We start from the raw sequence: 21,282 nt of genomic DNA, 5'->3' as shown, positions 1-21,282 counted from the left end.
ACAATAAGTGATGGGACAATAATGCCCACTACCCGCTAAAAAAGGAAATAATATGGCTTACAGCAATGGCAAATGCGCGGTAATTACCGGAGCAGGTTCCGGCATCGGCAGGGCGCTAGCCCTGCAACTAAACGATGAGGGCTGCGAACTTTTCCTGTCAGACATTAACGCCGAGACGCTGGCTGAGACGGCTACCCTGCTAAAACGGCCAGACCTATTCTGCGATCAGCAGACGCTGGACGTAGCCGATAATGCGGCAATGCAGGACTGGGCGGCACAGGTTTCAGCGTCTCGCGGCGCAATCGATATTCTCGTCAACAATGCTGGCGTCGGTCTCACTGGCCCAGCGGATGAAAACCCCTACGAGGACATTCAGTGGCTGATGGGGATTAATTTCTGGGGAGTGGTCCACGGTACCAGAGCGTTTCTGCCCTTATTGCGAAATTCTGCATGTGGGCACCTGGTGAATCTATCGTCCATGTTCGGCATGGTCGGGGTACCCACACAATCGGCCTATAACGCTTCAAAGTTCGCCGTGCGCGGCTACAGCGAGGCCCTGCGCATTGAGCTTCAGGACAGCAACGTACATGTCTGCTGCGTTCATCCGGGAGGGATAAAAACTAACATAGCGCGAGACAGTCGCGGTGGAGAAGGTTCACCCGAAGATAAGGACATGAAGTTTCAGCAAATGGCGATCACCTCGCCAGAGTCAGCTGCAGCGCAAATCATTAAGGCCATGGAGAAGCGTAAAAAGCGACTTCTGCTGGGACTGGATGCAAAGCTGGTCACCTTTGCGAGCTGGCTGGCACCTGTTAGCTATCCAAAATTGCTCGGGCTGTTTATCAAGGTCGACTTTTGAAACATCGCCAGCGGGCCGATGCGAGAACATTTGTATATGAACAAGCGCTGCTGCTTGCAATCGCGATTGTGATTGCAAGCAGCAGCTGGAGTATGCCCGTGATGGTAGAACCCGGTGTTTCCAAAGCACTCGCTGAACAGCGGGCTAAGGATCTTACGAACATCCGCTACCAGCTTGACCTCAGTATAGAAGACGATAACAAAGCACCAATACTGGGTAAGGTCGTAATTCATTTTGACCTTGCAGATAACCAGCAACCCTTGCAGCTTGATTTTCAGCAAACACCAGAGCACGTTCAGTCTATCAGCAACGCACTCGGAGCAATTGACTACGAGTTCAGCAATGAACACCTGATCATTATGCCCGGCGCACTGAAGCAGGGTACTAACCGACTGGAGATAGACTTTATAGCCGGTGAAAACTCCCTCAATCGGAACCCTGAATACCTCTACACCCTGTTCGTTCCGGACCGTGCCCGCACCGCCTTTCCGTTATTTGATCAGCCGGACCTTAAAGCTCACTACCAGTTATCACTGAGAGTGCCGGCGGACTGGGAAGCGATATCCAATGCGCCGCTTAAGGAGAGGAAGGAAGACGATCAGGGAGTTGTTTACCATTTCGAAAATAGCGAGCTTACCAGCTCTTATCTCTTTTCATTCGTCGCCGGAAAGTTTCAGCGAGTGTCCAGAAACATCGATGGTCGCAAGATCAGCCTGCTGCATCGGGAAACTGACGATGCCAAGGTCGCGCGCAATCTGGACGCCATTTTTACGCTGCATCACGACGCAATCCATTGGATGGAGAACTACACTGGTATTCCCTACCCGTTCGCGAAATTCGATTTTGCCTTGATCCCCAGTTTCCAATATGGCGGCATGGAGCACCCGGGCGCCATACAATATCGAGCCTCGTCGCTATTGCTGGAAGAGTCCCCTACTCAGTCTCAGCTCTTGGATCGAGCAGGACTGATCGCCCATGAGACGGCCCACATGTGGTTTGGCAATCTGGTGACTATGCAATGGTTTAACGATGTATGGACCAAAGAAGTATTCGCCAATTTTATGGCGGCGAAAATTGTTAACCCGGCCTTCCCGACAATCAACCACGAGCTGAATTTCTTGATACGACACTACCCGGGCGCCTACACAGTGGAACGCAGCGGTGGCAGCAATCCGATACGCCAGGACCTGGCCAACCTGAACCAGGCAGGGCAAATGTACGGGCCTATCATCTATAAGAAAGCGCCCATCATGATGCGGCAGCTGGAACTGCTGCTTGGCGAAGTAAGCTTGCGCGCAGGATTACAGAAGTACCTGAAGCGCTTTGGCTTTGCCAACGCCACCTGGCCCGAGCTCATTACTATTCTGGACACACTATCGGAAAAAGACCTGCATGCCTGGAGTGACGTTTGGGTAAATACGCCAGGCCGGCCTCATTTCCAACTGGCAACGAGCGATCAAAATGGCACAGTGCTGAGCCAAAAAGACCCCGCCGGGCTGGATCGCACCTGGCCCCAGCAGTTTTCTGTTGTATCAGCGACCTTAACAGAGCGGGTAATGAGCGGGACCAATCCGTCTGTACTTCCCACTCCCTGGCTGCAACTAAACTCCGATGGCTTTGGCTATGGATTATTCCCTGTGGACAAACAACGATGGAGTGATCAAAACCCAAGCGATGAACTGGCCAGAGGCGCACTGCTGATCGATACCTGGGAAAATTTTCTCAATGGAAGTTTTAATGGTGCGGGTTCTTACTTCGAAATGCTGCTAGCCCAAACTGTGGCAGAAAAAAACTCACTCATACTGGAGCAGGCTTTAGCGCAAATGTACCGGGTACATACCAGTTTTCTTAGCATCGATGAGCAAGCCGGGCTCCAAATTTCGCTAGAAAAATCACTGCTCAATCAACTTGAGTCGACCCGCGACGCGGGACAGTCCAGACTCTTTTTTAACGCTTTTTGCAATATAGCCCGCACTTCACCGGGGCTCGCCTATCTGAATGCTCTATGGACAGGTAGTAAGCAACTGGAAACACTGCCGCTCTCTGAAACAGACCTGGTTCATCTGGCTGAAATACTTGCCTTACGCCAGCCAGAGAATGCCGCCAGAATTCTGGCCACACAACGCAAGCAAATCAAAAATCCGGATTTACTCCGGCGCTTTGACTTCGTGACCCCGGCATTATCACCAGAGGCCAGTGTTCGCGATCGTTTCTTTCACAGCCTGAAGGAGCCGCAAAATAGAACAACAGAGAAATGGGTCCTGGATGCACTGACTTACTTGCATCACCCTAGTCGGCTCGACGAGTCTGAAAAATACATTCTGCCAAGCCTGGAATTACTGGAAGAGATTCAAGTTACCGGAGATATATTCTTTCCCAGTGGCTGGCTCAACAACACTCTGTTGAACTACCGATCGCCAACAGCCGTAACAACCGTGTATGACTTTTTGGCTCAGAGGCCCGACTACAACCCCCAGCTGCGCATGAAGATATTACAGGCAATCGACATGGCTGATCGAGCAAGCCATTATCAAATCAGCAATCAGCACACAGACTAATCGCCGGAAAGGATCATCCAGAGACCAGGATTTTCTCCAGAGCGCTGCGAATATTCAATGGAATTGGCACTGACTTGTCTTTGGCTCGCTCCACGAAGACGTGCACAAAGTGGCCGTTTGCTGCAGCGGTCGAAGCGCCTTTGCGAAAAATAGCGATACCGTACTGCACCGAGCTGGTCCCCAATCTGTCTACCCTCACACCGGCTTCCAATTCGTCCGGGTGGGCTAAGGGCGCATGATACGCACAGCCTGAATTGACTACATAGCCCACCACTGAGCCGTCGTTTATATCCAGGCCACCCTGCTCAATCAAGTAGCGGTTTGCTGCGGTATCGAAGTAAGAGTAATACACAACATTGTTAATGTGGCCATAGATATCATTATCTCCCCAACGCGTTGAGATGGGATAAAAAATCGGATAGTCATCGCGGGTGGGTGCTAATTCTTTGCTCATGAATACTCTCCGTAGGCAGCCTGGTAAATGCCCAGTGCGTCCTCGTAGCTCACATCCCTGGGGTTATTGACCAGCAGTCGCTGCTGCTCCATCGCGTCTTTCGCCAGCATTTCCAGGTCAGCGGCAGAAACGCCGGCAGCTGCCAGTGTTGCCGGCAATTCCAGATCATCGATCAATTGCCGCATCGCAGCGATCAATGCGGATGCACGGGCTTCCTCGCCATCTACCTGCAGTCCGGGCACAACAAGCTCCGCCAGTTCAGCATAAGCATCGGCCGCTACAGGCATATTGAAATCCATTACCGCCGGCAAGACTAGGGAATTACTGAGCCCATGGGGAATATGGTAGTGGCCACCCAACGGATAAGCCAGCGCATGGACGGCAGCCACCGGGGCATTGGCAAAAGCTTGCCCGGCCATACAAGCCCCTAACAGCATGCCCTCGCGCGCCGCAGCATTACTGCCATCACGCACCGCAGTGCGGATATTTGTCGCCAACAGGGTCAATGCCTGCCGTGCCAGATTGTCTGATATTGGATTCTTCCGGTGCCGCGAGGTGTAGGCCTCAATGGCATGTACCATGGCATCCACCCCCGTCATCGCGGTAATCATGGCTGGCAGGCCCAGCGTCAACTGTGCATCCAACACGGCCACATCAGGTAATAACACGGACGAGGAAACACCTGCTTTGGTGGTTTCTCCGGTCGTAATAACCGCTACTGGCGTTACTTCAGAGCCAGTTCCAGCAGTCGTCGGCACCAATACTAAAGGCAGGCGCTCTCCTTTCACCTGATCAACGCCATACAGAGCTGACAAAGGCTGGTCTGACCCTATCAGGACCGCCGCGACCTTGGCCACGTCCATAGAGCTGCCACCACCAACGGCGATCACTCCATCTACGCCTTGCATGCGCCCAAGCTCCGCCGCAGCAAGCACGGTCGCCTCGGGAGGATCTTCAAATACCTGATCAAAAACTACCGGGTTCAATCCTTTGGCCGCCAATGCCTCGACCACAGGTTGCACCAGGCCGATGCTCATAAGCCCGGGGTCAGTAATGAGTAATGGTTTTTCTACCCGCAGCCGAGAAAGTTGCCCGGCTACTTCCAGAGCACTGCCAAAGCCATTGATGATCTTGCCGACGGTGTTGAATTCAAATCCCTGCATTTTTCCTCTGCACCCTGAAAGAACGTCACGCTGACGCTAATCTATGGTCAACGACCATGCAAGCGTCTGTGGCCCCGCCTACACCCGTCAGTTGATCAAGAAAACTTGGTTAATCCACTTTCCCTGAGGGTGGCACGCCCCCTAAGACGTCGCCTCCGCCATGTATGGCTTCAGCTCGTTGCGACCCACCACCATGCGATGAACTTCATCAGGGCCATCCGCCAAGCGCAAGGTTCGCTGAGCCATGTACATTCCGGCCAACGGCGTATCCTGAGAAACACCCAGAGCACCAAACATCTGAATCGCTTGATCGACGATGCGGATTGAGACGTTGGGGACTGCGGTCTTGATCATGGAAATCCAAATCCGCGCTTCCTTGGGGTCTACATTATCCATCATCCACGCCGTTTTTAGCGTTAGCAATCGGGCCTGTTCGATATCCATACGCGCATTGGCAATGATGTCGATGTTACCACCCAGGCGGGCGAGGTGTTTTCCAAAGGCCTGGCGCGATACAGAGCGCTGGCAGAGCAATTCAAGCGCCTTTTCGGCAGCGCCAATCGCGCGCATGCAGTGATGAATGCGCCCTGGGCCAAGTCGTCCCTGGGAAATTTCAAAGCCACGACCGGGGCCCAGAATAATATTATCCTTGGGCACCCGAACATTATCGAATTTCTGATGCATGTGACCATGAGGAGCATCATCAATGGCGAACACATTCATAGGGCGAACATTAGTAAATCCAGGCGCATCGGTAGGAACCAGTATTTGCGACTGCTGCACATGCTTGGGTGCATCGGGGTCGGTCTTGACCATTACGATCATAATTTTGCAGCGAGGATCGCCAGCACCAGACACATAGTGCTTCTCACCATTAATCACCCATTGGTCACCATCGAGCACCGCCTCGGTACAAATATTGGTGGCATCAGACGAGGCCACCCCCGGCTCTGTCATGGCATAGGCAGATCGAATTTCACCATTCATCAATGGCTCCAGCCACTGCTTTTTTTGCGCCTCGGTACCGTACTTGTGCAGCACTTCCATGTTTCCGGTATCAGGCGCTGAGCAGTTAAAGGCTTCCGCGGCCAGATGTGATTTACCCATTTCCTCTGCGAGGTAAGCGTACTCAATAGTATTGAGCCCTGAGCCGCTTTCGCCATCGGTAAGAAAGAAATTCCAAAGGCCACGGGCCCGTGACTTTTCCTTGATGCCCGTCATGATCTCGGTCTGCCGCTCGGTAAAGCTCCAGCGATCACCTACATCAATCTCTTGAAAAAATGCCTGCTCTATTGGCAGTACTTCGTTGTCGATGAAGTCTTTGACTTCCGCCAGCAACGGCGCCACACGATCACTGATTCCCAGATCCATAGTTCTACCTTTATACGTTTTGAAAGGAGGTGGAGTGTAGCAGCTGCCAGAGCTGATAGATGTCACACAGGCGAAAAATTTCCATGGTTGGCTGCACTCCATAACAACAAAAGCCGGGCAATGCCCGGCCTTTGCTGCGCGGTAGAGAGACCTAGAAGTTCAAGCGAGCATCAAATCCATAGGTAGCAGGAGCACCAAAGTAAGATGCCGTCCAGAAACCAAAGGGAATGGTGTGCTGGCGGTATTCTTCATCGGTAATGTTTTTACCCCATAGACCAAACTGCATGCTCATATCAGAACCAACTTTCACTTCGCTCACAATCAGGCTGGCGTTGATCGTTTCATAATCGTCGATCTGGCTAGTGGCATTCTGCGTGGGTTCGATATAGGGAACGTACTCATCGTTATAATTCCAGTCGAGGTGGAAATTGAGGCTGCCCCAGTTGCAATTACAAACAGCCCAATCCAGGGCGACGTTGGCAGTATTTTCCGGCGCAAACGGCAAATCCTTGAAGTTCTTTAGATCAACGCCATTCTCTATGAACTCATTATATTCGCCATCCAGATAGCCGTAATTAACCGAAAAACGCAGGGCGTCTACAACCTGCCAGATGAACTCGACCTCGACTCCCTGAAAAGTCGCCTCACCAGCATTTTCAACATTAGAGGCGGCGCCACCGGAGCCCTCAAGGAACACCGAGACCTGCATATCTTCTATATCATTCTGGAAGGCTGCAATATTCAGTTGAATACGATCATCGGCCAACCGTGACTTCATACCAAGTTCATATGACATGACGGTCTCTTCGTCGTAGCCCTGATGGAAAGCGTCACCTGTAGGCGCCTCGCCATTAAATCCACCGGACTTCCAACCTTGGGCAAAGCGCGCGTAGAAGTTGATATCGTCATTCAAATCCCATGCGGCCGTAAACGTCCCGGAAGTGTTGTCCCAGGTATCTGAGTCTTTCTCAGAAAACGCACCGACGCCACCGGAAGAACTATTGGGATGGTCAATGTACTGGGAACGCTCTTCTTCTGTGTAGCGCATTCCGAACGTTAGAGTCAGCTGTTGCACAGAAGCAGGTGACCAGTCGGCCTGACCGTAGAAGGCCAGGGAATCGTTATCAAGGCCATAGGTGTTATTGTCCGTAGGGGACCCGAACAAGCCAAAGAAAGTAATCGGATTAACAACATCCGACTCCTCATCGAAGTAGTAAACACCCATCACATAATTGATCGTGTCAGTTGTACCCAACAACTGCAGTTCCTGACTGGTTTGCTCGTAGGTAATATCACGAGCCGAGTGGAACAAATCCATATTGGTACCGTCGATATCGATAAAGTCGCCGTAATCGAGCTCACGATATGAGGTGATTGACTTCAGGGCCACATCTCCCATAACGCCCCACGTGCCTGCATCCCAGTCGAGAGTCAGTGCATGACCGTCAGTCTCAGACACTTCATACTGCGCATAGTCATTGCTGATACTGGAAGCGTTTTTATCCTCAGACACCTGATAGAGGCTCATCAGGTCACCCAGGAAGCCGAGATCCTGAATGTCAAAAAGAAATTGATTTACATCGGTCAACTGGGCCTTGGAAGGCTCCTGGTCACGCTCACTAGAGTCATAGGAATAGCGTGCTCGAAAACTGTCAGTAACATCCCACAAGGCGTCTATTCGCCAAACCTCACTATCAAGATTATTGAATTCATCGCTTGATTTAGGGGTTACAAAAGGATTGAGACCGCCCGTGGGATCGCTATCAACATTGTCGTAAAATCCGTCTCGCTCGGCTTTGGCGTAAGCCAGAGACGCCCGGAAGCCTCCCATGGCGCCTGTATCCAGACGCAGCTTGGCTTGCTGGTAACCCTCGTTACCCACGGATAAGTCTACCCGGCCACCAAAATCCTCTGCTGGCAAGCGCGTGATCAAATTGATGGCGCCACCCACTGTGTTCTTGCCGTAAAGCGTGCCTTGAGGACCGCGCAACACCTCAACGCGTTCAAGCTCAGCAATTTCAAATATTCCACCCAGATTCTTGCCCAGGAACACGCCATCCAGATACATACCAACGGTGGGCTCCCAAGTAACCGCAGGATTAATCGTAACCGCACCGCGGATCGAAATTGTCGCCCCGCTGGTACCGCCGGGTGATTCCACAATTTGCAAGTTGGGAACGAAAGAGGCCAGGTCCTTAATATTGGCGATGCCCTGGGCGTCAATGGCCGCCGTATCGAAGGCGGTCACTGAAATTGGTGTATCTTGCAGTGATTGCTCGCGTTTCTGGGCGGTAACGATCACCTCTTCAAGCTGCGCCATAACGTTACTGGCAGCTAGCCCCGAAGCGAGCAGCACGGCTGCGGGTAACAACTTGCGGTTGCGGTATGTAAACATGTATGAACTCCAAGATTTTTATATCAATAATGAGTGCGGACTCTTCCCTGCGTCCCAATATACGAAATTCCCCTGCCTATTGTGTGTGAATTATTAACAGAGAGGTACGCATAGCTTTTATTATTCTCAATAAAAACAGCGAGTTACAAATACCAAAGACGCCACCGCCTGCTAAGAGGGCCTCTGGTCAGCCTATTTGAACCGACCCATGTGATACATCACGAGGTGCGACAACATGTCGCAGGACAAGGTGAGTGATAACAATCGTGAGCTGGAGACTGCCGGCTATGGCTTGTTGAATTTAAGTGCCACCCGGCAGGCAATATAGCGGCTGCAATTCGCTGCAGGCGTAGACAATGTGCTAAACAACGAATTCCGCGATCATATGACGGGTTACAATCGGGTTCAAAACCCTGATATTGCACTGTGAAACAGATTACCCGGAACCGGCACTAACGTTTTCGCGCGGTTAAGCTATACCTTTTGATCGGAAGTTGTAAAATCCTGCCGCGATTCAACACCAATCACGGACAGCGGATCAGGGTGAATAATTACTTCGGCTCCGGGGTAAGCTAGCACAACCTCGCCTTCAACTTCATCAGCGATTCGATGAGCTTCCAGTAGACTAAGATCGTCGTCCAGCTCAATATGCATTTGTACAAAAACTGCCGTACCTGAGCGCCGCGTGCGCAAATCGTGAACCCCACTTACCTCCCGATGAGCGAGCACCGTGCGCTCAATCGCCTCACGATCTTCGTCTGGTAACTCCCGGTCCATCAGATGATCAAAGGCGTGGCTAATAATCTCCCAGGCGCTGTAGAGAATATAGAACGCGATAGCTATGGCAAACAGGGCATCGAATCCTGGCCAGCCCCAATGCGACAACCCCAGCGCCAGTAAAACACTGGCATTGACCAACAAGTCCGTGCGGTAGTGCAAAGCATCAGCCCGAATGGCCGTGGAATCCGTTCGTAAGATGACATGGCGCTGGAAAGTGAGCAGCAACAGAGTCATGGCAATAGAAAATACCATCACCCACATTCCCACCTTGAAAGACTCCATAGGCACCGGAGCCAACATCCGCTGTGCCGATTCATGCATCAAAAATAGCGAGGAACCGGTAATGAGTGCCGCCTGTCCCAGACCCGCCAAAGCTTCTGCTTTACCATGCCCGAAGCGGTGCTCATGGTCTGCCGGAGACAGGGCGTGACGCACTGCAATAAGATTGACCAGCGAGGCCAACGCATCAAGACCCGAATCGACCAAGGTGGCCAACAAGCTCACAGATCCAGACTGTTGCCAGGCGATCAGCTTGGCTACGATCAATACCAGGGCCACCGAAACCGAAGCATAAGTCGCCAAACGCATCAAACGCGCTGACTCTTGCGGCCCAGCTCGCTGGGCGAGTTGTGACTGGCTCATAGCTTAGTGGGCTGCACCTGATCAGGCATCCATTTGCGAAGCCGGGCGGATGAACAAACCCTCTGCACTAGCGGTGACCTCACCGTTAACCCTCATTTCACCGCGACTGAATTGCTTGCGCCCGATGTTTTTGTCAGTCACTGCCCATAACTCTACAGGACAATCCAGGGGGGTGTGCTTGTGGTATTTTATCGTCAATGTACCGGTAAAGCCCGCAGAACCTGAGACGACATTAGCCATGGAAAGCATTTCATCGAAGACCGCAGCAATAATACCGCCATGAACACAGTCCGGTGGCCCTGCGTAGGTCGGCGAGAACACGGCTTCACCTCGCACTTCATTACCGTCGCGCCACATTTTTATGGGGGGGGCTACAGGATTTCGAGTGCCGCTGACTGGGCTATATGGCATGCAGCGCGTTAGATCATCGTCCATCCAGCCCACTCCGGGTGTATCGCTGGCGATGGATATCGTAGACCAACCCTCCCCTTGCCGCAGATAAGGCGCCAAAGAAGCCATTGCAGCGCGGATGTGCTCAGTCGCCTCAGCCAGAACGTCATCGGGCGCGTGACTGCAACGCAACAGATTGATCAGTTCTCCGGCCTCGGAACTGATGGACTCAACAAGCTCCTTGTCGCCCACTTCAGCGTCTTGATGAAACGTCATAGTGCATTACTCCAGAAAAGTCCGTCAGGGTAAAAGAAGTTCGAATGACTGCGCGTCTAATGCCGATCAGAGTCTGCAGGCCTCTACAGGATAAAAGTGGCATCGCTTGCTTCTGGTAGAGAAAGAGAAACACAATAATACGGCACATGCATCGCAAGTGAGCGACCGAAGCGAGCAGACCAGCATTGAGAATCCAATGTATCAGTGTAGAAAAATTTGCCTAATGCTCAGTAGACTCATGGCCAAAACGCCACGATAGGCACGGCAGTGTAACTCAAGTGCCACCCAACACTAACTCTTCGCGCTTTTCGCGCTTAAAATTGAAATGGGAGGTGGATAGGTCACTGGGCGCTTACTCCCCAACAGGGGTTCAGCAGAAGCGTGAACAAAGGTCAAAACTTGCAAGGGTATTTCGCCCAGGAACACAGGGGTCGTCTGGGGCCTCTGGTAATCTTGTCCGCGAATAGCTTCATACTGAAGGTTCATTTCTCCGATTAGCGCATCTCGAACCTCTCTTTCTTCTCCACCCGTTGTTACGCCGTCATGAAACTGGTGGAACGTGCCCTCGCCCAGCAGTGAAACATGCACTACACGGGGATACTCGAGCACACGTCTGTATAAATCGAGGTTCACCAAACCTCCCCCTCGCAAGTTGAAGCGAGTGTCAAGGCCGCCAAGGGAAGCCCAAATTGCTCGGGGGACACTAATACAATTACTCTCGCTGCATGGGCGAAAGAAGCCGTCATCACAGGAGCCGCTAAAACAGGCGATATCGAACAGTTCATATCCATTGTTTCGCCAGTCAATGGAGGCAATGAGCGCTTGATCCTGCTCTTTCCCATACCCATCTTCTACTGCTTCTTGCTGAACTTGCTCGCCAATGTGATAACCGGGCACTGTAACAACGGCCCTGTCGTCTATTCGATGCCCACGTAGAATATTTTTGACCAGACCAGGGGTCACCATTCTCGCCCCATCAATCATGACACACACGTACTGACCCAGGCTTATGCCCACGCCATGATTAATAGCATGCACCGGGGTCGGCTCACGCTCTGCACGTAAATGGTAGCTAAAATTCTTTGGCAGACCTGCAATGAATGCGGGACTGAGATTATTGGCGGATTCATTCTCCACCACGATAACTTCATAGTCGGCTTCGCTCGCGCCTCGCTGAAATTTGGCACTGAGGGAATGTAAGGTGTTCTCGGCCTGCTGAGGCATGTCATAAACGATAACGACGAAACTGACTAAGGGAGCCCCACCAGTATTAGAGCGAGGCTCCGGGGACTCTCTGGACGTTATTAACTTTCGTATTTGCGTAAGCATGCAAGTCTCAACTCTATCGAGTGGAACTCCATTTTCCTGAAGTCCTACGAATTTTCCGTCCACTTTCCTTTAGTTGGCGGGCTTTAGTGCATTTAATTCCAAAATGCTTATGGTGGTGAATTTTTCCTTCAGTAGCACCATCTCCCTGGTCGCCACAACAAGATTCACTCTACTTAAAAAAACATTCTCAGCCTAATCAGGCAAACTACCTGCCTAAGCACATTCCAGGGTGTTCAAAGCCCCTCGAATCGGCCGGCTACATGCGCCTTATATTCGATTTTGATCGAACCATGCTCTTATATTTTGAACTGCAATATCTCGAGTATATAGATTGAACGCATTTCGCGCCAATAGCGGGTTTGTATCCCGCAAGGGAGTTACCCAGAGCAGATAAATCTGCAACAACGCATCAAACCGTATCATCAGGCCAAAAAGGCCTACCCTGGTTAGTCAGGCGCTTGGTGCGCTTTTGGGCGAATTCCAGGGAATCTTGCAAAAAGCTTACCGATTGCGGCGAAATTTCCCCAATCAACGTCGGCTCCCGCCGCAAACTGTGAAAACCTTCAGGCCAATAACTGTGCAGCTGTATGCGGTGTTTCTCAATCTCGGCCTCGCGCTCCTCGTAGGATGAAGTCGTCACCCCGCCATGATACTGGTGGAACGATCCCTCTCCGGGTGTCACAAACAGGCGAGTGCCTGGAAGCATCCCCAGGCTGCGGTACATATGCAGATTAATACTGCCACCACCAGGCAATTGGAAGTCCGTATTAGCAAATCCTATCGCCGCGAAATTGTCAGCCGATGCAAAAATACAATTACATTCCATAATTGGCTGCAAATAGCCACGACGGTTGGCACCACTGAAAGTCGAAATACGAAACAGCTCGTAACCATCTGCCTCCCAGTTTACCGACGCCAATAACTGTTGTTCAAAAGCCAGTTGGTCTTCCACCCCATCTACCATATGCTGTTCATCATTCCCCAGATGATAACCGGGCACTGCCACGATAGCGCCGGGGGTGATCGCGTATGCCATTAATGCGTTTTGAATAATGCCGGGACTAACCATTCTGGCACCGTCAATCATCAGGCAGATCAAAGGTGCGCGGCACAAAGCAAACGCTTCATTGACCGCATAAACCGGGGTAGCAGCGGATTCCTCGCGCAGTAAATAGCGGAAGTTCGACGGCAGGTTCTGCACGAAAGATTCTCGCAGGTTAGCGACAGAGCTGTTCTCCATCACAATAACTTCGTAGTCTTCCTCGCTGACACCACGCTGGTAATCCGCATACAGCGAACGTAAGGTATTCTCCAGTTGGCCCGGCATTTTATAGCCGATAACGATAACGGAGACTTTGGGTGTTGGTGTGAGGTTCATGACTGCTCAATGCGTAGGAGACAGGGGGCGAAACAGTACCAATTATTAAGCCGGGATGATACATTGAGCCCGCTATTTTGGGCATTACAGGGCCAGATTAAATCCGTGGACATCAGCAACGATATCATCGAAATTATCAAAACCATCCGCAAGCATCAGGGCTTTCGCGAGGACGCATTTGACCTCAACGCTGCGCTCTACGATAACGGGCTGGGCCTGGATTCGCTGTGTGTAGCAGAACTGTCTGCAGTACTTGAGAAAAAGTACGGCAAGGATCCCTACACCAGTGGCATACTGCCCCAGACCGTGCGGGATATCGTCGACTTTTACAGCTGACCTCAAATGATCGCCTCCAGGCTTAATGCTGCGCTCCAAAAAAACGCTCAGCGACCCTTCCTGATAACTAGCAAGATCCAATGGAATTACGCCCAAGCACACCAAGCTACTGGGCAACTGGTACTCACTCTGCGCGAGTCCGGTGCACGCCGACTTGCCTGCTACCTTCCTGACTCCCCGGAACTGGTATTGCTGGTTGTCGCTGCTGCGTCAGCCGGTCTCCCACTGGCTATTATGAATCGCGATTACAATCACGAACAGGTCTCGGCACTAACCGCCGAACTCGATATAGACCTGCTTTTCACTGACACTCCGTTGCCCGCTTCTTTATCCTGCCGGCAACTCGCAATGCCAGCGGCAGACTCATATGTAACGATCCAAGATGCTGCGCTTGTGGAATTACCTGAACTCGATGCCGAGTTACTGATTTTCACGTCGGGCACCACCGGGCAACCTCGCTGTGTGCGTTATCAATGGTCTGACCTGTTAGCGCAGGTCAGTGACCGCCCCAGCCAGGATGACGAACGCTGGCTGCTCGCTTATAAGCTCAATCATTTTGCGGGCATCCAGATGCTGGCGCATATCCTGTCCAGCCAGGGTTGTCTGGTGCTCGCGGACTCGACTCGGGTAGCTGATGCAGTCACCGCGATGATCTCCCGCAACGTCAGCCATGTCAGCTCGACGCCCACGTTCTGGCGCTTTGCCCTGGCGCTGATGGCCCGCGAAAAAGATCTGCCGCCCCTACGGCACATTACCCTGGGCAGCGAGCCGGTATCCGAACACCTACTGGGGCAGCTGGCGGCACTGTTCCCATTAGCGCGCATCGTGCATATTTATGCCCTCACGGAAGCCGGTTCGTGTATTTCGGTCAGTGACGGCAGAGCCGGGCTGCCCGCATCTATACTCCAGCGCCCGGACGACGCAGCAGTGCAGTTTCGCATCGTCGATGACAAACTCCAGGTTAAGACCCATCACGGCATGCTCGGCTACCGCAACGCGCCCGATTCACAACCCAGAGACAAAGACGGCTGGCTCGCCACGGGCGACCTGGTGAAGATTGAGCAGGACCGCATTGTATTTATGGGGCGCGAGTCAGAGGTCATCAATGTTGGCGGCGTCAAAGTACACCCTTTGGAGGTCGAAAATATCGTCTCCGCTTTGCCTGGAGTAAAGCTGACGCGAGTTTTCGGCCAGGACAACCCTATTATGGGTCAGATAGTGGCTGTGGATCTGGTGCTTGATGAGGGGTTCGACGCTGAAGCGGTCGAAGAGGCAGTGCGAGCGGCCTGCCGCAGCCTGCCCAAACATAGCATGCCGCGCAATGTCACGATTGTTGATAGTATCGATACCAATAATTTTAAGTTGACCAGGCGAGGAAGCGAGACAGCATGAAAGTCGTGGCAGTAAGTGGCGGTAGTAAGGGTCTGGGGGCTGCCATAGTGCAGTCCTTCCTCGACAGGGGCTACTGCGTTGCCAGCTTCAGCCGCCGGGGCACATCGAAAACGGAGGAATGGCAGCAGCAGTTCCCGGATAGATTCCTGTTCGTAGAAATGGATCTGACGGACAATGCTGCATGCAAGGCCTTCGTCAGTCGGGTAGAAGATACGCTTGGCCCCATCGAGGTTTTGGTCAATAACGCAGGCATGGCTCATACCAGCCTGCTGCCGTTAATCGATGATGACGCTATCGATAACCTGGTCGATCTCAACCTCAAAGGCACCTTCAGACTAACCCGGCAGGTGTCGCGCAGTATGCTATCCCTGAAGCGCGGCCGAATCATTAACATATCCTCCATTATCGGCTTATCCGGTTACCGAGGTCTCTCAGTTTATGGAGCGACTAAAGCAGGCTTAGACGGCTTTACTCGAGCGCTGGCGCGAGAATTGGGTGCGCGCAACATCACAGTCAACTCGGTAGCACCGGGTTACCTGACCACGGAAATGACCGAGGAGCTGAACACTGCCCAGAGCCAGCAAATAGTCAAGCGCACACCGCTGGGTCGGCTAGGCGATCCGGCAGACATCACTGGCCTGATTCTTTTCCTGTGTAGCGATCAAGCTAACTTCATTACTGGCCAGGTGCTGGTAGTGGATGGCGGCATTACCTGCTGAACAGGTCGGGACACACACTGAAAATGGCAAACGTAACCCCCAGCAATAGCAGCGGTGACCCCACCGAGCACTACGATACTGTAGTGGAGGCTTGGGATCACTTACTCGGCGAAGACCTGCACTATGGTTACTTTCGCGTGGGTGATGAATCGCTAATTCATGCTACTGACGCACTGACCAATGAAATGTTATCCCTGGCACAATTGGATGCTGGGCTAGAAGTCCTGGATATTGGCTGCGGTACGGGCAAAGCTGGCTGCCGTATCGCCAGTGAGCACCAGTGCCAGGTCATTGGCGTATCGCCCAGCAGCGCCTGTGTAGGCCGCGCATCTGCTCTTTCTGAATCACTCGGCTTGTCTACCACTGCACAATTTCAGCACGGCAATGGCACGCAGTTGCAATTTGATGATCACAGCTTTGATCGGGTTTGGGTGATGGAGTCCTCCCACTTAATGGATGACAAACTGGCGCTGCTGAGCGAATGCTCCCGAGTGTTAAAACCCGGCGGTCGCATGGTGTTATGCGATGTCATGCTGCAAGCCAAACTAAGCCTGCCGCAAGTTATCTCGCGCCGGGACGAATTTCTTATTCTCAAAGATGCTTTCGGGCGCGCCAAAATGGAAACCCTGTCGTTCTACCAGGATCAGTTGGAAGGCCATCAACTGCACGTGGAGCACGCCAGGGACATTTCGCGAGAAACCCTGGCCACTTTTGGCCACTGGCGGACAAACGCCCAGAATAATCGTGTCAGGGTAGAGCGACATATAGGAAAAACCGCCTCTCGCCGGTTTCTTGCCTCCTGCGATGTACTAGAAAGCCTCTGGCTAGAAGGCATCATGGGCTATGGGATTGTCGCCGCATATAAAGCTGCCTAAAACTGAAAATAGAGAAATTCGCTCGCTTTCGAAATCATCATCACAGAAATTACGAAAATAACCACCTGTAGCAACAATACCGACTTCCCTGGTTTGAACCGGTCTTTCAGATCCATGCTATTGGGAGCCAGGGCGACAATGCCGATGAAAAACAGGACCGCTAAAGTCAACACCCAAGTCGCCCATTGATCCCTCTGCACGGGGCTAGATGCCAGATTGAAATACCAGGGTGCATCCGACCCCATAAGCTTAACCGCGGCTACACTAAATGTGTTTTCCGTGAAGCCCAGCATACCCTTGTAGATTTTAAACACATCTGACCAATCCGTGGCTCTGAAAATCACCAGTGTGAAACTGAAAAAATGGAAAGTGATCAACCAGCCAAGCCAGTTGGACATTTTGATACCTGTCTTGCGCCACAGGTGGTTGACCACAATAGCAGCGCCATTAAGCATTCCAAAAACCACAAAAGTCCATGCGGAACCATGCCAGATGCCGCTGACTATCATGGCAAGAAAACTCGCTACCATGCCGGCTTTGAAGTTGAGCTCTGGAAAAGAACGCAGGATCGTCTTGTAAACATAAGTGTTAATAAAACGCGTAAGCGTAATGTGCCAGCGCTGCCATAGATTGATAATACTAGTCCCCTTGTAGGGGCTGCGAAAGTTAACAGGCAATTCAATATTGAACATCAAGCCTAGGCCTATCGCCATATCAGAGTAGGCAGAAAAATCAAAATAGAGCTGAAATGTGTAGCTGTATTGGACCAGCCAGGCCTCAAGTAAATTGAGCGTCTCGGCAGAATCAAAGCCATTATTGACAAGGATTTCAAACGAATCGGCAATGACCACCTTCTTGAACAGGCCCACGCTGAACACAAAAGTACCGAGGATAAAATTGCGAGTATGAAAGCGTCGATTATCTGTGGCACGGAACTGGGGCATCATTTCCCGATGGTGAACGATCGGGCCGGCGATCAGCTGCGGGAAGAATGACACAAACAATGCATAGTCGACTGGGTCCCGCTCCCTTAGACCCGTCCGATAACAGTCCACAATAAAGGCGATCTGCTGCAAGGTAAAAAAGCTGATGCCCAACGGCAGCGCCAGTCTCAGATAATCCAACTCAACGCCGGGAAGAAGATTCACATTGAAGATAAAGAAATCCATGTACTTGTAATACGCCAACAACGTTACATTGAGGCAAACGCCGAGAATCATCAGTCGTTTCTTGGGCGGGATAATCTCTCTCGAGCGGCCGTAAGACTGGATTTTTCCAGCTATCGTGTAATTCACTACGATAGAGCCCAGTAACAAAGGCAAATAGATTGGGTTCCACCAGCCGTAAAACAGCCAAGACCCGCCTAGCAAAAATAACTTCCCGGCTCGCGAATAATCAAGGTGATTGAGCGCGTAATAGCCCAGCAATACCAGCGGCAGAAAGGCAAAAATAAAAATGTAGGAATTAAAAAGCATTCAATTGTCACTTCGGGGCGCTAGTGTGGCGCGAGGCGCTCCATTCATAGGAATGGATCTGGTAAACCAGCATTTCCACACAATGCTTTTCTGATTATGTCGGCGAGTATAATCTTCCGCGCGGCTTGTGACCATCATTCGCCGCTTGTGACTGGAATCGTCGATTATATAAAGATGTGACAATTACTGTATACTGCCTAGCGAGATTTTTGCGTAACTCATACTCTGCCGGCAATGCGATCAAAAACCTATCTAACACTGTTTTTGGCTATGGCCCTAACTGGCTTTAGCTGCGTTGCAGTAGTCAACTACGTTGTCGACCCCTACCGTTTTTTTAACTCAACCGACCGACCGGGAATCAACGAGTATAGGCAGAAATTCTTTTATGGCCAGCATGTTTCCAAGCCTTATGCTCTCAGAAAGCTTGCACCTGAAGCAGTGATTCTAGGCGTCTCCCGCGCTGGATCATCCATGGCCACGGATCACCCCGGCTGGAACGGCGCCCCCGTTTATAACTATTCAATAGCCGGCAGTACTGCCTACTTGATCTGGAGAAACTATCAACATGCGAAAGCCAGCGGGGAGCTCAAGCAAGCGCTGCTGATGCTGGATTTTTATATGTTCAATATACATAGGGAGCAGCGTCCCACGGCCGGCGTTATACCTACTTACGAGGAACGCCTCGCTGTTACTCCTGAATTCAAAAAGAATAGCGGCTACCCTGTTCGACTCTTTAAGGACACGCTGACATCCTTGATTTCGTTCGAGATGCTGCATGAGAGTTGGAACACAGTCCTGGCGCAGTCCCGTATTGCCCGTAAAGAGATACCCAAGTCAACTCTGACTCCCACCGGATTCTGGATTACTGATCCAAAACCCAAGGCGCCTCAGCGTGCAGCCTTCCGACAGATCGAGCAGCAATATATGACTTTTACCTGGTTCCCGCGCCCGGATCAAAAGTTCGCATTACATAGGGCTGACGAATCCTCTAACCTGGTTTATCTCCAGAGAATACTGGCCGACGCCTATAGTGAGGGTATCGAAATAAAACTTGGCTTCATGCCCTTTCATGCCAGATTGGCGGAATCCATGCGCGCGGTTGATCTGTGGGATGACTTTGAACAGTGGAAAAAAGAGGTTGTGCAATTAGTGGAGAAGGAAGCCGCAAAAGCCGGACAGTCGCCATTCCCGCTGTGGGACTTCAGTGGCTATAATTCCATTACCACCGAGCCAGTACCCGCAAAAAAAGACAAGACCAGCCGCATGCGCTGGCACCTGGACACATCACACGTAAGCCGGGCTACAGGTGATTTGATTCAGACCGTTTTATTGGGTGTCGACGGTGAGCGCGTTCACGATTTTGGCCAGAAAGTAGATAGCCGTACTATCGATGCGCATTTAAAACGCTCCCGCATTGACCGGAAGCGCTATGCGAAATCGTTTCCAAAAGACCTGCAGGAGGTTCGAGAAAAAGCAGAAAAGACGAGTGCCTGGCGTAAATAGCCGATTATTCTGAGGCCGAGACGTTTACCAGTCACCAAACTCTTCCAGCACCCGTTTCGCCTTGGCGTAAAAAAGATTGATGGTATTTGCTTCGTCGATGTCGAACTCTCCGAGGTCGATATCCAGAGACTTTTCCACTTCCAGTACCAGACTGATGCCAGCCAGTGAATCGAGGCCATAATCACCTAGGTCCTCGTCGTCACTAATTACCACGTCTTCTGTCTTTTTCAGCACCTTTTTGATGCCAACCTTCACAGCTTCCCGGAATTCATCCAGTGTGAACATAAAACCCCTCGCTTTTGTACTTGTTAAACATCATAAACGCTCAAGTATCGATGTGGCCCATGACAGCCCTACACCAAACCCCGAAATAAGAATCGTTTTCTCCCCTGTTTCCATATACTGCTCTAACATTAATGGAATCGAGGATGATACGGTATTGCCTATTTCCGCAGCCAGGAATGGAGCCTTGTCGGCTTCCACACCAAGTGCAGTAATTAAGTTATCCACGATGTATTTACTTCCCTGATGCAGAAGGTACAGGTCGACCTCACTCTTCTCCAGTCCATTCTGCTCTAGACACTGTTCGATCTGCGCTGGCACTTTAGTGACCGCAAACTTAAACACATTGTTTCCCAGCATTGAGAGTACCCGAGTATCCTCGTTGACTTTGATCGAATGCGACAATCTGGCATTGGTAGAAAATGTGGACTTGCGAGAAATGAATATCGGTTGAGCCGCAATATAAGTCACTGCGGCAGCATCTCCAAACAATAGTTCAGTATTGTAGTCCAGCGGGTCAATTACCTTCGAATAGGGATCAGCGGTAAACAAAAGGCCATGTTGCAGGCCCTGGGCATTCATAAAGGCCTGAATAACATCCAGCCCATAAACAAAGCCGGAGCAACCCAATGAAACATCAAAAGCCGCGACATTCTCTGATAACCCTAGCTTATGCTGCACAATTGCAGAGGTGTGTGGTAAGCCAAAGCCATCAGGGTTCTGCGTGACAACAATCAGACAATCGATGTCCTCCCGCTTGATGTCTGGCTGCTTTTTGAGCAAAGCGTCGAAAGCCCCAACACAGAGGTCTGAGGTTTCCTCGCCATCACTTTTTCGCTGCAAAGAGGTAAAACCAACTTTGCCGGTGATGAAATCAACCTCCTTTCCCACCTCTTCCGCACGATCAACATTACTGACTCGTCGCTCAGGAATATAACTAGCAATCGCTTTTATACCAACCATTAAAACCCCAGATTTTTTAACGAGAAGAAAGACAGGTAGCTCCCAGAGGGCGGGAGAAATCTTACCTCGAGCACCTTCCCATGTGTTGCATAATACATTCTACCATTTGTTGATTTAGCGCGCCCCTGACTTCATTCAAAGC

18 protein-coding genes are annotated in these 21,282 nt (G+C 51.4%); 7 read left to right on the top strand and 11 right to left on the bottom strand.

What is annotated here, in order from left to right; all coding sequences use genetic code 11:
* The first annotated feature begins 52 nt into the window (after positions 1-52).
* Positions 53-859 carry an SDR family NAD(P)-dependent oxidoreductase gene (locus EYC87_RS14130; protein ID WP_279253454.1) on the top strand — a complete coding sequence of 269 codons (807 nt, stop codon included), beginning with the start codon at positions 53-55 and terminating at the stop codon, positions 857-859.
* The gene (locus EYC87_RS14125; protein ID WP_279253453.1) at positions 856-3,417 is read left to right on the top strand and encodes a M1 family metallopeptidase; all 2,562 of its coding nucleotides are present in this window, start codon (positions 856-858) and stop codon (positions 3,415-3,417) included. Before EYC87_RS14130 ends, EYC87_RS14125 begins: the two co-directional genes overlap by 4 nt.
* A 13-nt stretch (positions 3,418-3,430) precedes the next feature.
* Here EYC87_RS14125 and EYC87_RS14120 read toward each other — a convergent pair whose 3' ends face one another.
* From EYC87_RS14120 to EYC87_RS14085, 8 genes are all read right to left on the bottom strand, one after another.
* Complete coding sequence (locus tag EYC87_RS14120; RefSeq protein ID WP_279253452.1) at positions 3,431-3,871, bottom strand: acyl-CoA thioesterase; 441 nt, start codon at positions 3,869-3,871, stop codon at positions 3,431-3,433.
* Positions 3,868-5,034 (bottom strand): iron-containing alcohol dehydrogenase, encoded by a 1,167-nt coding sequence (locus EYC87_RS14115; protein WP_279253451.1) that lies wholly within the window; start codon positions 5,032-5,034, stop codon positions 3,868-3,870. Before EYC87_RS14115 ends, EYC87_RS14120 begins: the two co-directional genes overlap by 4 nt.
* A gap of 141 nt (positions 5,035-5,175) precedes the next feature.
* Positions 5,176-6,405: an acyl-CoA dehydrogenase family protein gene (locus EYC87_RS14110; protein WP_279253450.1), complete on the bottom strand. Its 1,230-nt coding sequence runs from the start codon at positions 6,403-6,405 to the stop codon at positions 5,176-5,178.
* Between the two features lie 151 nt (positions 6,406-6,556).
* Positions 6,557-8,800, bottom strand: coding sequence for a TonB-dependent receptor (locus EYC87_RS14105; protein WP_279253449.1), 2,244 nt, complete (start codon positions 8,798-8,800; stop codon positions 6,557-6,559).
* A 474-nt stretch (positions 8,801-9,274) separates the two neighbouring features.
* Positions 9,275-10,222, bottom strand: a complete 948-nt coding sequence (locus EYC87_RS14100; protein WP_279253448.1) for a cation diffusion facilitator family transporter — start codon at positions 10,220-10,222, stop codon at positions 9,275-9,277.
* 21 nt (positions 10,223-10,243) lie between these two features.
* On the bottom strand, positions 10,244-10,888 hold the full coding sequence (locus tag EYC87_RS14095) for a PaaI family thioesterase (RefSeq protein WP_279253447.1): 645 nt from the start codon (positions 10,886-10,888) through the stop codon (positions 10,244-10,246).
* A gap of 291 nt (positions 10,889-11,179) precedes the next feature.
* On the bottom strand, positions 11,180-12,217 hold the full coding sequence (locus EYC87_RS14090) for a glycosyltransferase family 2 protein (RefSeq protein WP_279253446.1): 1,038 nt from the start codon (positions 12,215-12,217) through the stop codon (positions 11,180-11,182).
* A 409-nt stretch (positions 12,218-12,626) separates the two neighbouring features.
* The gene (locus EYC87_RS14085) at positions 12,627-13,595 is read right to left on the bottom strand and encodes a glycosyltransferase family 2 protein (RefSeq protein WP_279253445.1); all 969 of its coding nucleotides are present in this window, start codon (positions 13,593-13,595) and stop codon (positions 12,627-12,629) included.
* A gap of 63 nt (positions 13,596-13,658) precedes the next feature.
* Between EYC87_RS14085 and EYC87_RS14080 the strand changes: the two genes are divergently transcribed.
* Genes EYC87_RS14080 through EYC87_RS14065 form a run of 4 tightly spaced genes read left to right on the top strand, consistent with a single transcriptional unit; the run spans position 13,659 to position 16,917 of the window.
* Positions 13,659-13,931: a hypothetical protein gene (locus tag EYC87_RS14080; RefSeq protein WP_279253444.1), complete on the top strand. Its 273-nt coding sequence runs from the start codon at positions 13,659-13,661 to the stop codon at positions 13,929-13,931.
* Positions 13,932-13,937: 6 nt separating this feature from the next.
* Complete coding sequence (locus tag EYC87_RS14075; protein ID WP_279253443.1) at positions 13,938-15,323, top strand: class I adenylate-forming enzyme family protein; 1,386 nt, start codon at positions 13,938-13,940, stop codon at positions 15,321-15,323.
* Entirely contained in the window at positions 15,320-16,042 is a 723-nt protein-coding gene (locus tag EYC87_RS14070; protein ID WP_279253442.1) for an SDR family NAD(P)-dependent oxidoreductase, read from the top strand. Before EYC87_RS14075 ends, EYC87_RS14070 begins: the two co-directional genes overlap by 4 nt.
* 23 nt (positions 16,043-16,065) lie before the next feature.
* Positions 16,066-16,917 carry an SAM-dependent methyltransferase gene (locus tag EYC87_RS14065; protein ID WP_279253441.1) on the top strand — a complete coding sequence of 284 codons (852 nt, stop codon included), beginning with the start codon at positions 16,066-16,068 and terminating at the stop codon, positions 16,915-16,917.
* Here EYC87_RS14065 and EYC87_RS14060 read toward each other — a convergent pair.
* Entirely contained in the window at positions 16,914-18,392 is a 1,479-nt protein-coding gene (locus tag EYC87_RS14060) for an MBOAT family O-acyltransferase (RefSeq protein WP_279253440.1), read from the bottom strand. The two genes, EYC87_RS14065 and EYC87_RS14060, sit on opposite strands and share 4 nt — an antisense overlap.
* 270 nt (positions 18,393-18,662) lie before the next feature.
* Between EYC87_RS14060 and EYC87_RS14055 the strand changes: the two genes are divergently transcribed.
* A complete protein-coding gene (locus EYC87_RS14055; RefSeq protein ID WP_279253439.1) occupies positions 18,663-19,895 on the top strand; it encodes a hypothetical protein in 1,233 nt (410 codons plus the stop codon).
* 24 nt (positions 19,896-19,919) lie between these two features.
* Here the strand turns inward: EYC87_RS14055 and EYC87_RS14050 are convergent, their stop codons facing one another.
* Both EYC87_RS14050 and EYC87_RS14045 read right to left on the bottom strand, forming a co-directional pair.
* Entirely contained in the window at positions 19,920-20,180 is a 261-nt protein-coding gene (locus tag EYC87_RS14050) for an acyl carrier protein (RefSeq protein ID WP_007229848.1), read from the bottom strand.
* Positions 20,181-20,210: 30 nt separating this feature from the next.
* Complete coding sequence (locus EYC87_RS14045; RefSeq protein ID WP_279253438.1) at positions 20,211-21,140, bottom strand: ketoacyl-ACP synthase III; 930 nt, start codon at positions 21,138-21,140, stop codon at positions 20,211-20,213.
* Between the last annotated feature and the right edge of the window lie 142 nt (positions 21,141-21,282).

This window comes from Candidatus Seongchinamella marina (assembly GCF_026262685.1).
In the GTDB taxonomy this organism is placed as follows: domain Bacteria; phylum Pseudomonadota; class Gammaproteobacteria; order Pseudomonadales; family Halieaceae; genus Halioglobus; species Halioglobus marinus.
This window is presented reverse-complemented; position numbering and strand designations above follow the sequence as displayed.

What these genes read in the sequence shown, in the direction of transcription:
- EYC87_RS14075 (WP_279253443.1), top strand. Translation starts at nt 13,938, where the DNA reads ATGATCGCCTCCAGGCTTAATGCTGCGCTCCAAAAAAACGCTCAGCGA.
- EYC87_RS14105 (WP_279253449.1), bottom strand. Translation starts at nt 8,800, where the DNA reads ATGTTTACATACCGCAACCGCAAGTTGTTACCCGCAGCCGTGCTGCTC.
- EYC87_RS14060 (WP_279253440.1), bottom strand. Translation starts at nt 18,392, where the DNA reads ATGCTTTTTAATTCCTACATTTTTATTTTTGCCTTTCTGCCGCTGGTA.
- EYC87_RS14070 (WP_279253442.1), top strand. Translation starts at nt 15,320, where the DNA reads ATGAAAGTCGTGGCAGTAAGTGGCGGTAGTAAGGGTCTGGGGGCTGCC.
- EYC87_RS14100 (WP_279253448.1), bottom strand. Translation starts at nt 10,222, where the DNA reads ATGAGCCAGTCACAACTCGCCCAGCGAGCTGGGCCGCAAGAGTCAGCG.
- EYC87_RS14115 (WP_279253451.1), bottom strand. Translation starts at nt 5,034, where the DNA reads ATGCAGGGATTTGAATTCAACACCGTCGGCAAGATCATCAATGGCTTT.
- EYC87_RS14045 (WP_279253438.1), bottom strand. Translation starts at nt 21,140, where the DNA reads ATGGTTGGTATAAAAGCGATTGCTAGTTATATTCCTGAGCGACGAGTC.
- EYC87_RS14120 (WP_279253452.1), bottom strand. Translation starts at nt 3,871, where the DNA reads ATGAGCAAAGAATTAGCACCCACCCGCGATGACTATCCGATTTTTTAT.
- EYC87_RS14090 (WP_279253446.1), bottom strand. Translation starts at nt 12,217, where the DNA reads ATGCTTACGCAAATACGAAAGTTAATAACGTCCAGAGAGTCCCCGGAG.
- EYC87_RS14110 (WP_279253450.1), bottom strand. Translation starts at nt 6,405, where the DNA reads ATGGATCTGGGAATCAGTGATCGTGTGGCGCCGTTGCTGGCGGAAGTC.
- EYC87_RS14085 (WP_279253445.1), bottom strand. Translation starts at nt 13,595, where the DNA reads ATGAACCTCACACCAACACCCAAAGTCTCCGTTATCGTTATCGGCTAT.
- EYC87_RS14065 (WP_279253441.1), top strand. Translation starts at nt 16,066, where the DNA reads ATGGCAAACGTAACCCCCAGCAATAGCAGCGGTGACCCCACCGAGCAC.
- EYC87_RS14055 (WP_279253439.1), top strand. Translation starts at nt 18,663, where the DNA reads ATGGCCCTAACTGGCTTTAGCTGCGTTGCAGTAGTCAACTACGTTGTC.
- EYC87_RS14130 (WP_279253454.1), top strand. Translation starts at nt 53, where the DNA reads ATGGCTTACAGCAATGGCAAATGCGCGGTAATTACCGGAGCAGGTTCC.
- EYC87_RS14050 (WP_007229848.1), bottom strand. Translation starts at nt 20,180, where the DNA reads ATGTTCACACTGGATGAATTCCGGGAAGCTGTGAAGGTTGGCATCAAA.
- EYC87_RS14095 (WP_279253447.1), bottom strand. Translation starts at nt 10,888, where the DNA reads ATGACGTTTCATCAAGACGCTGAAGTGGGCGACAAGGAGCTTGTTGAG.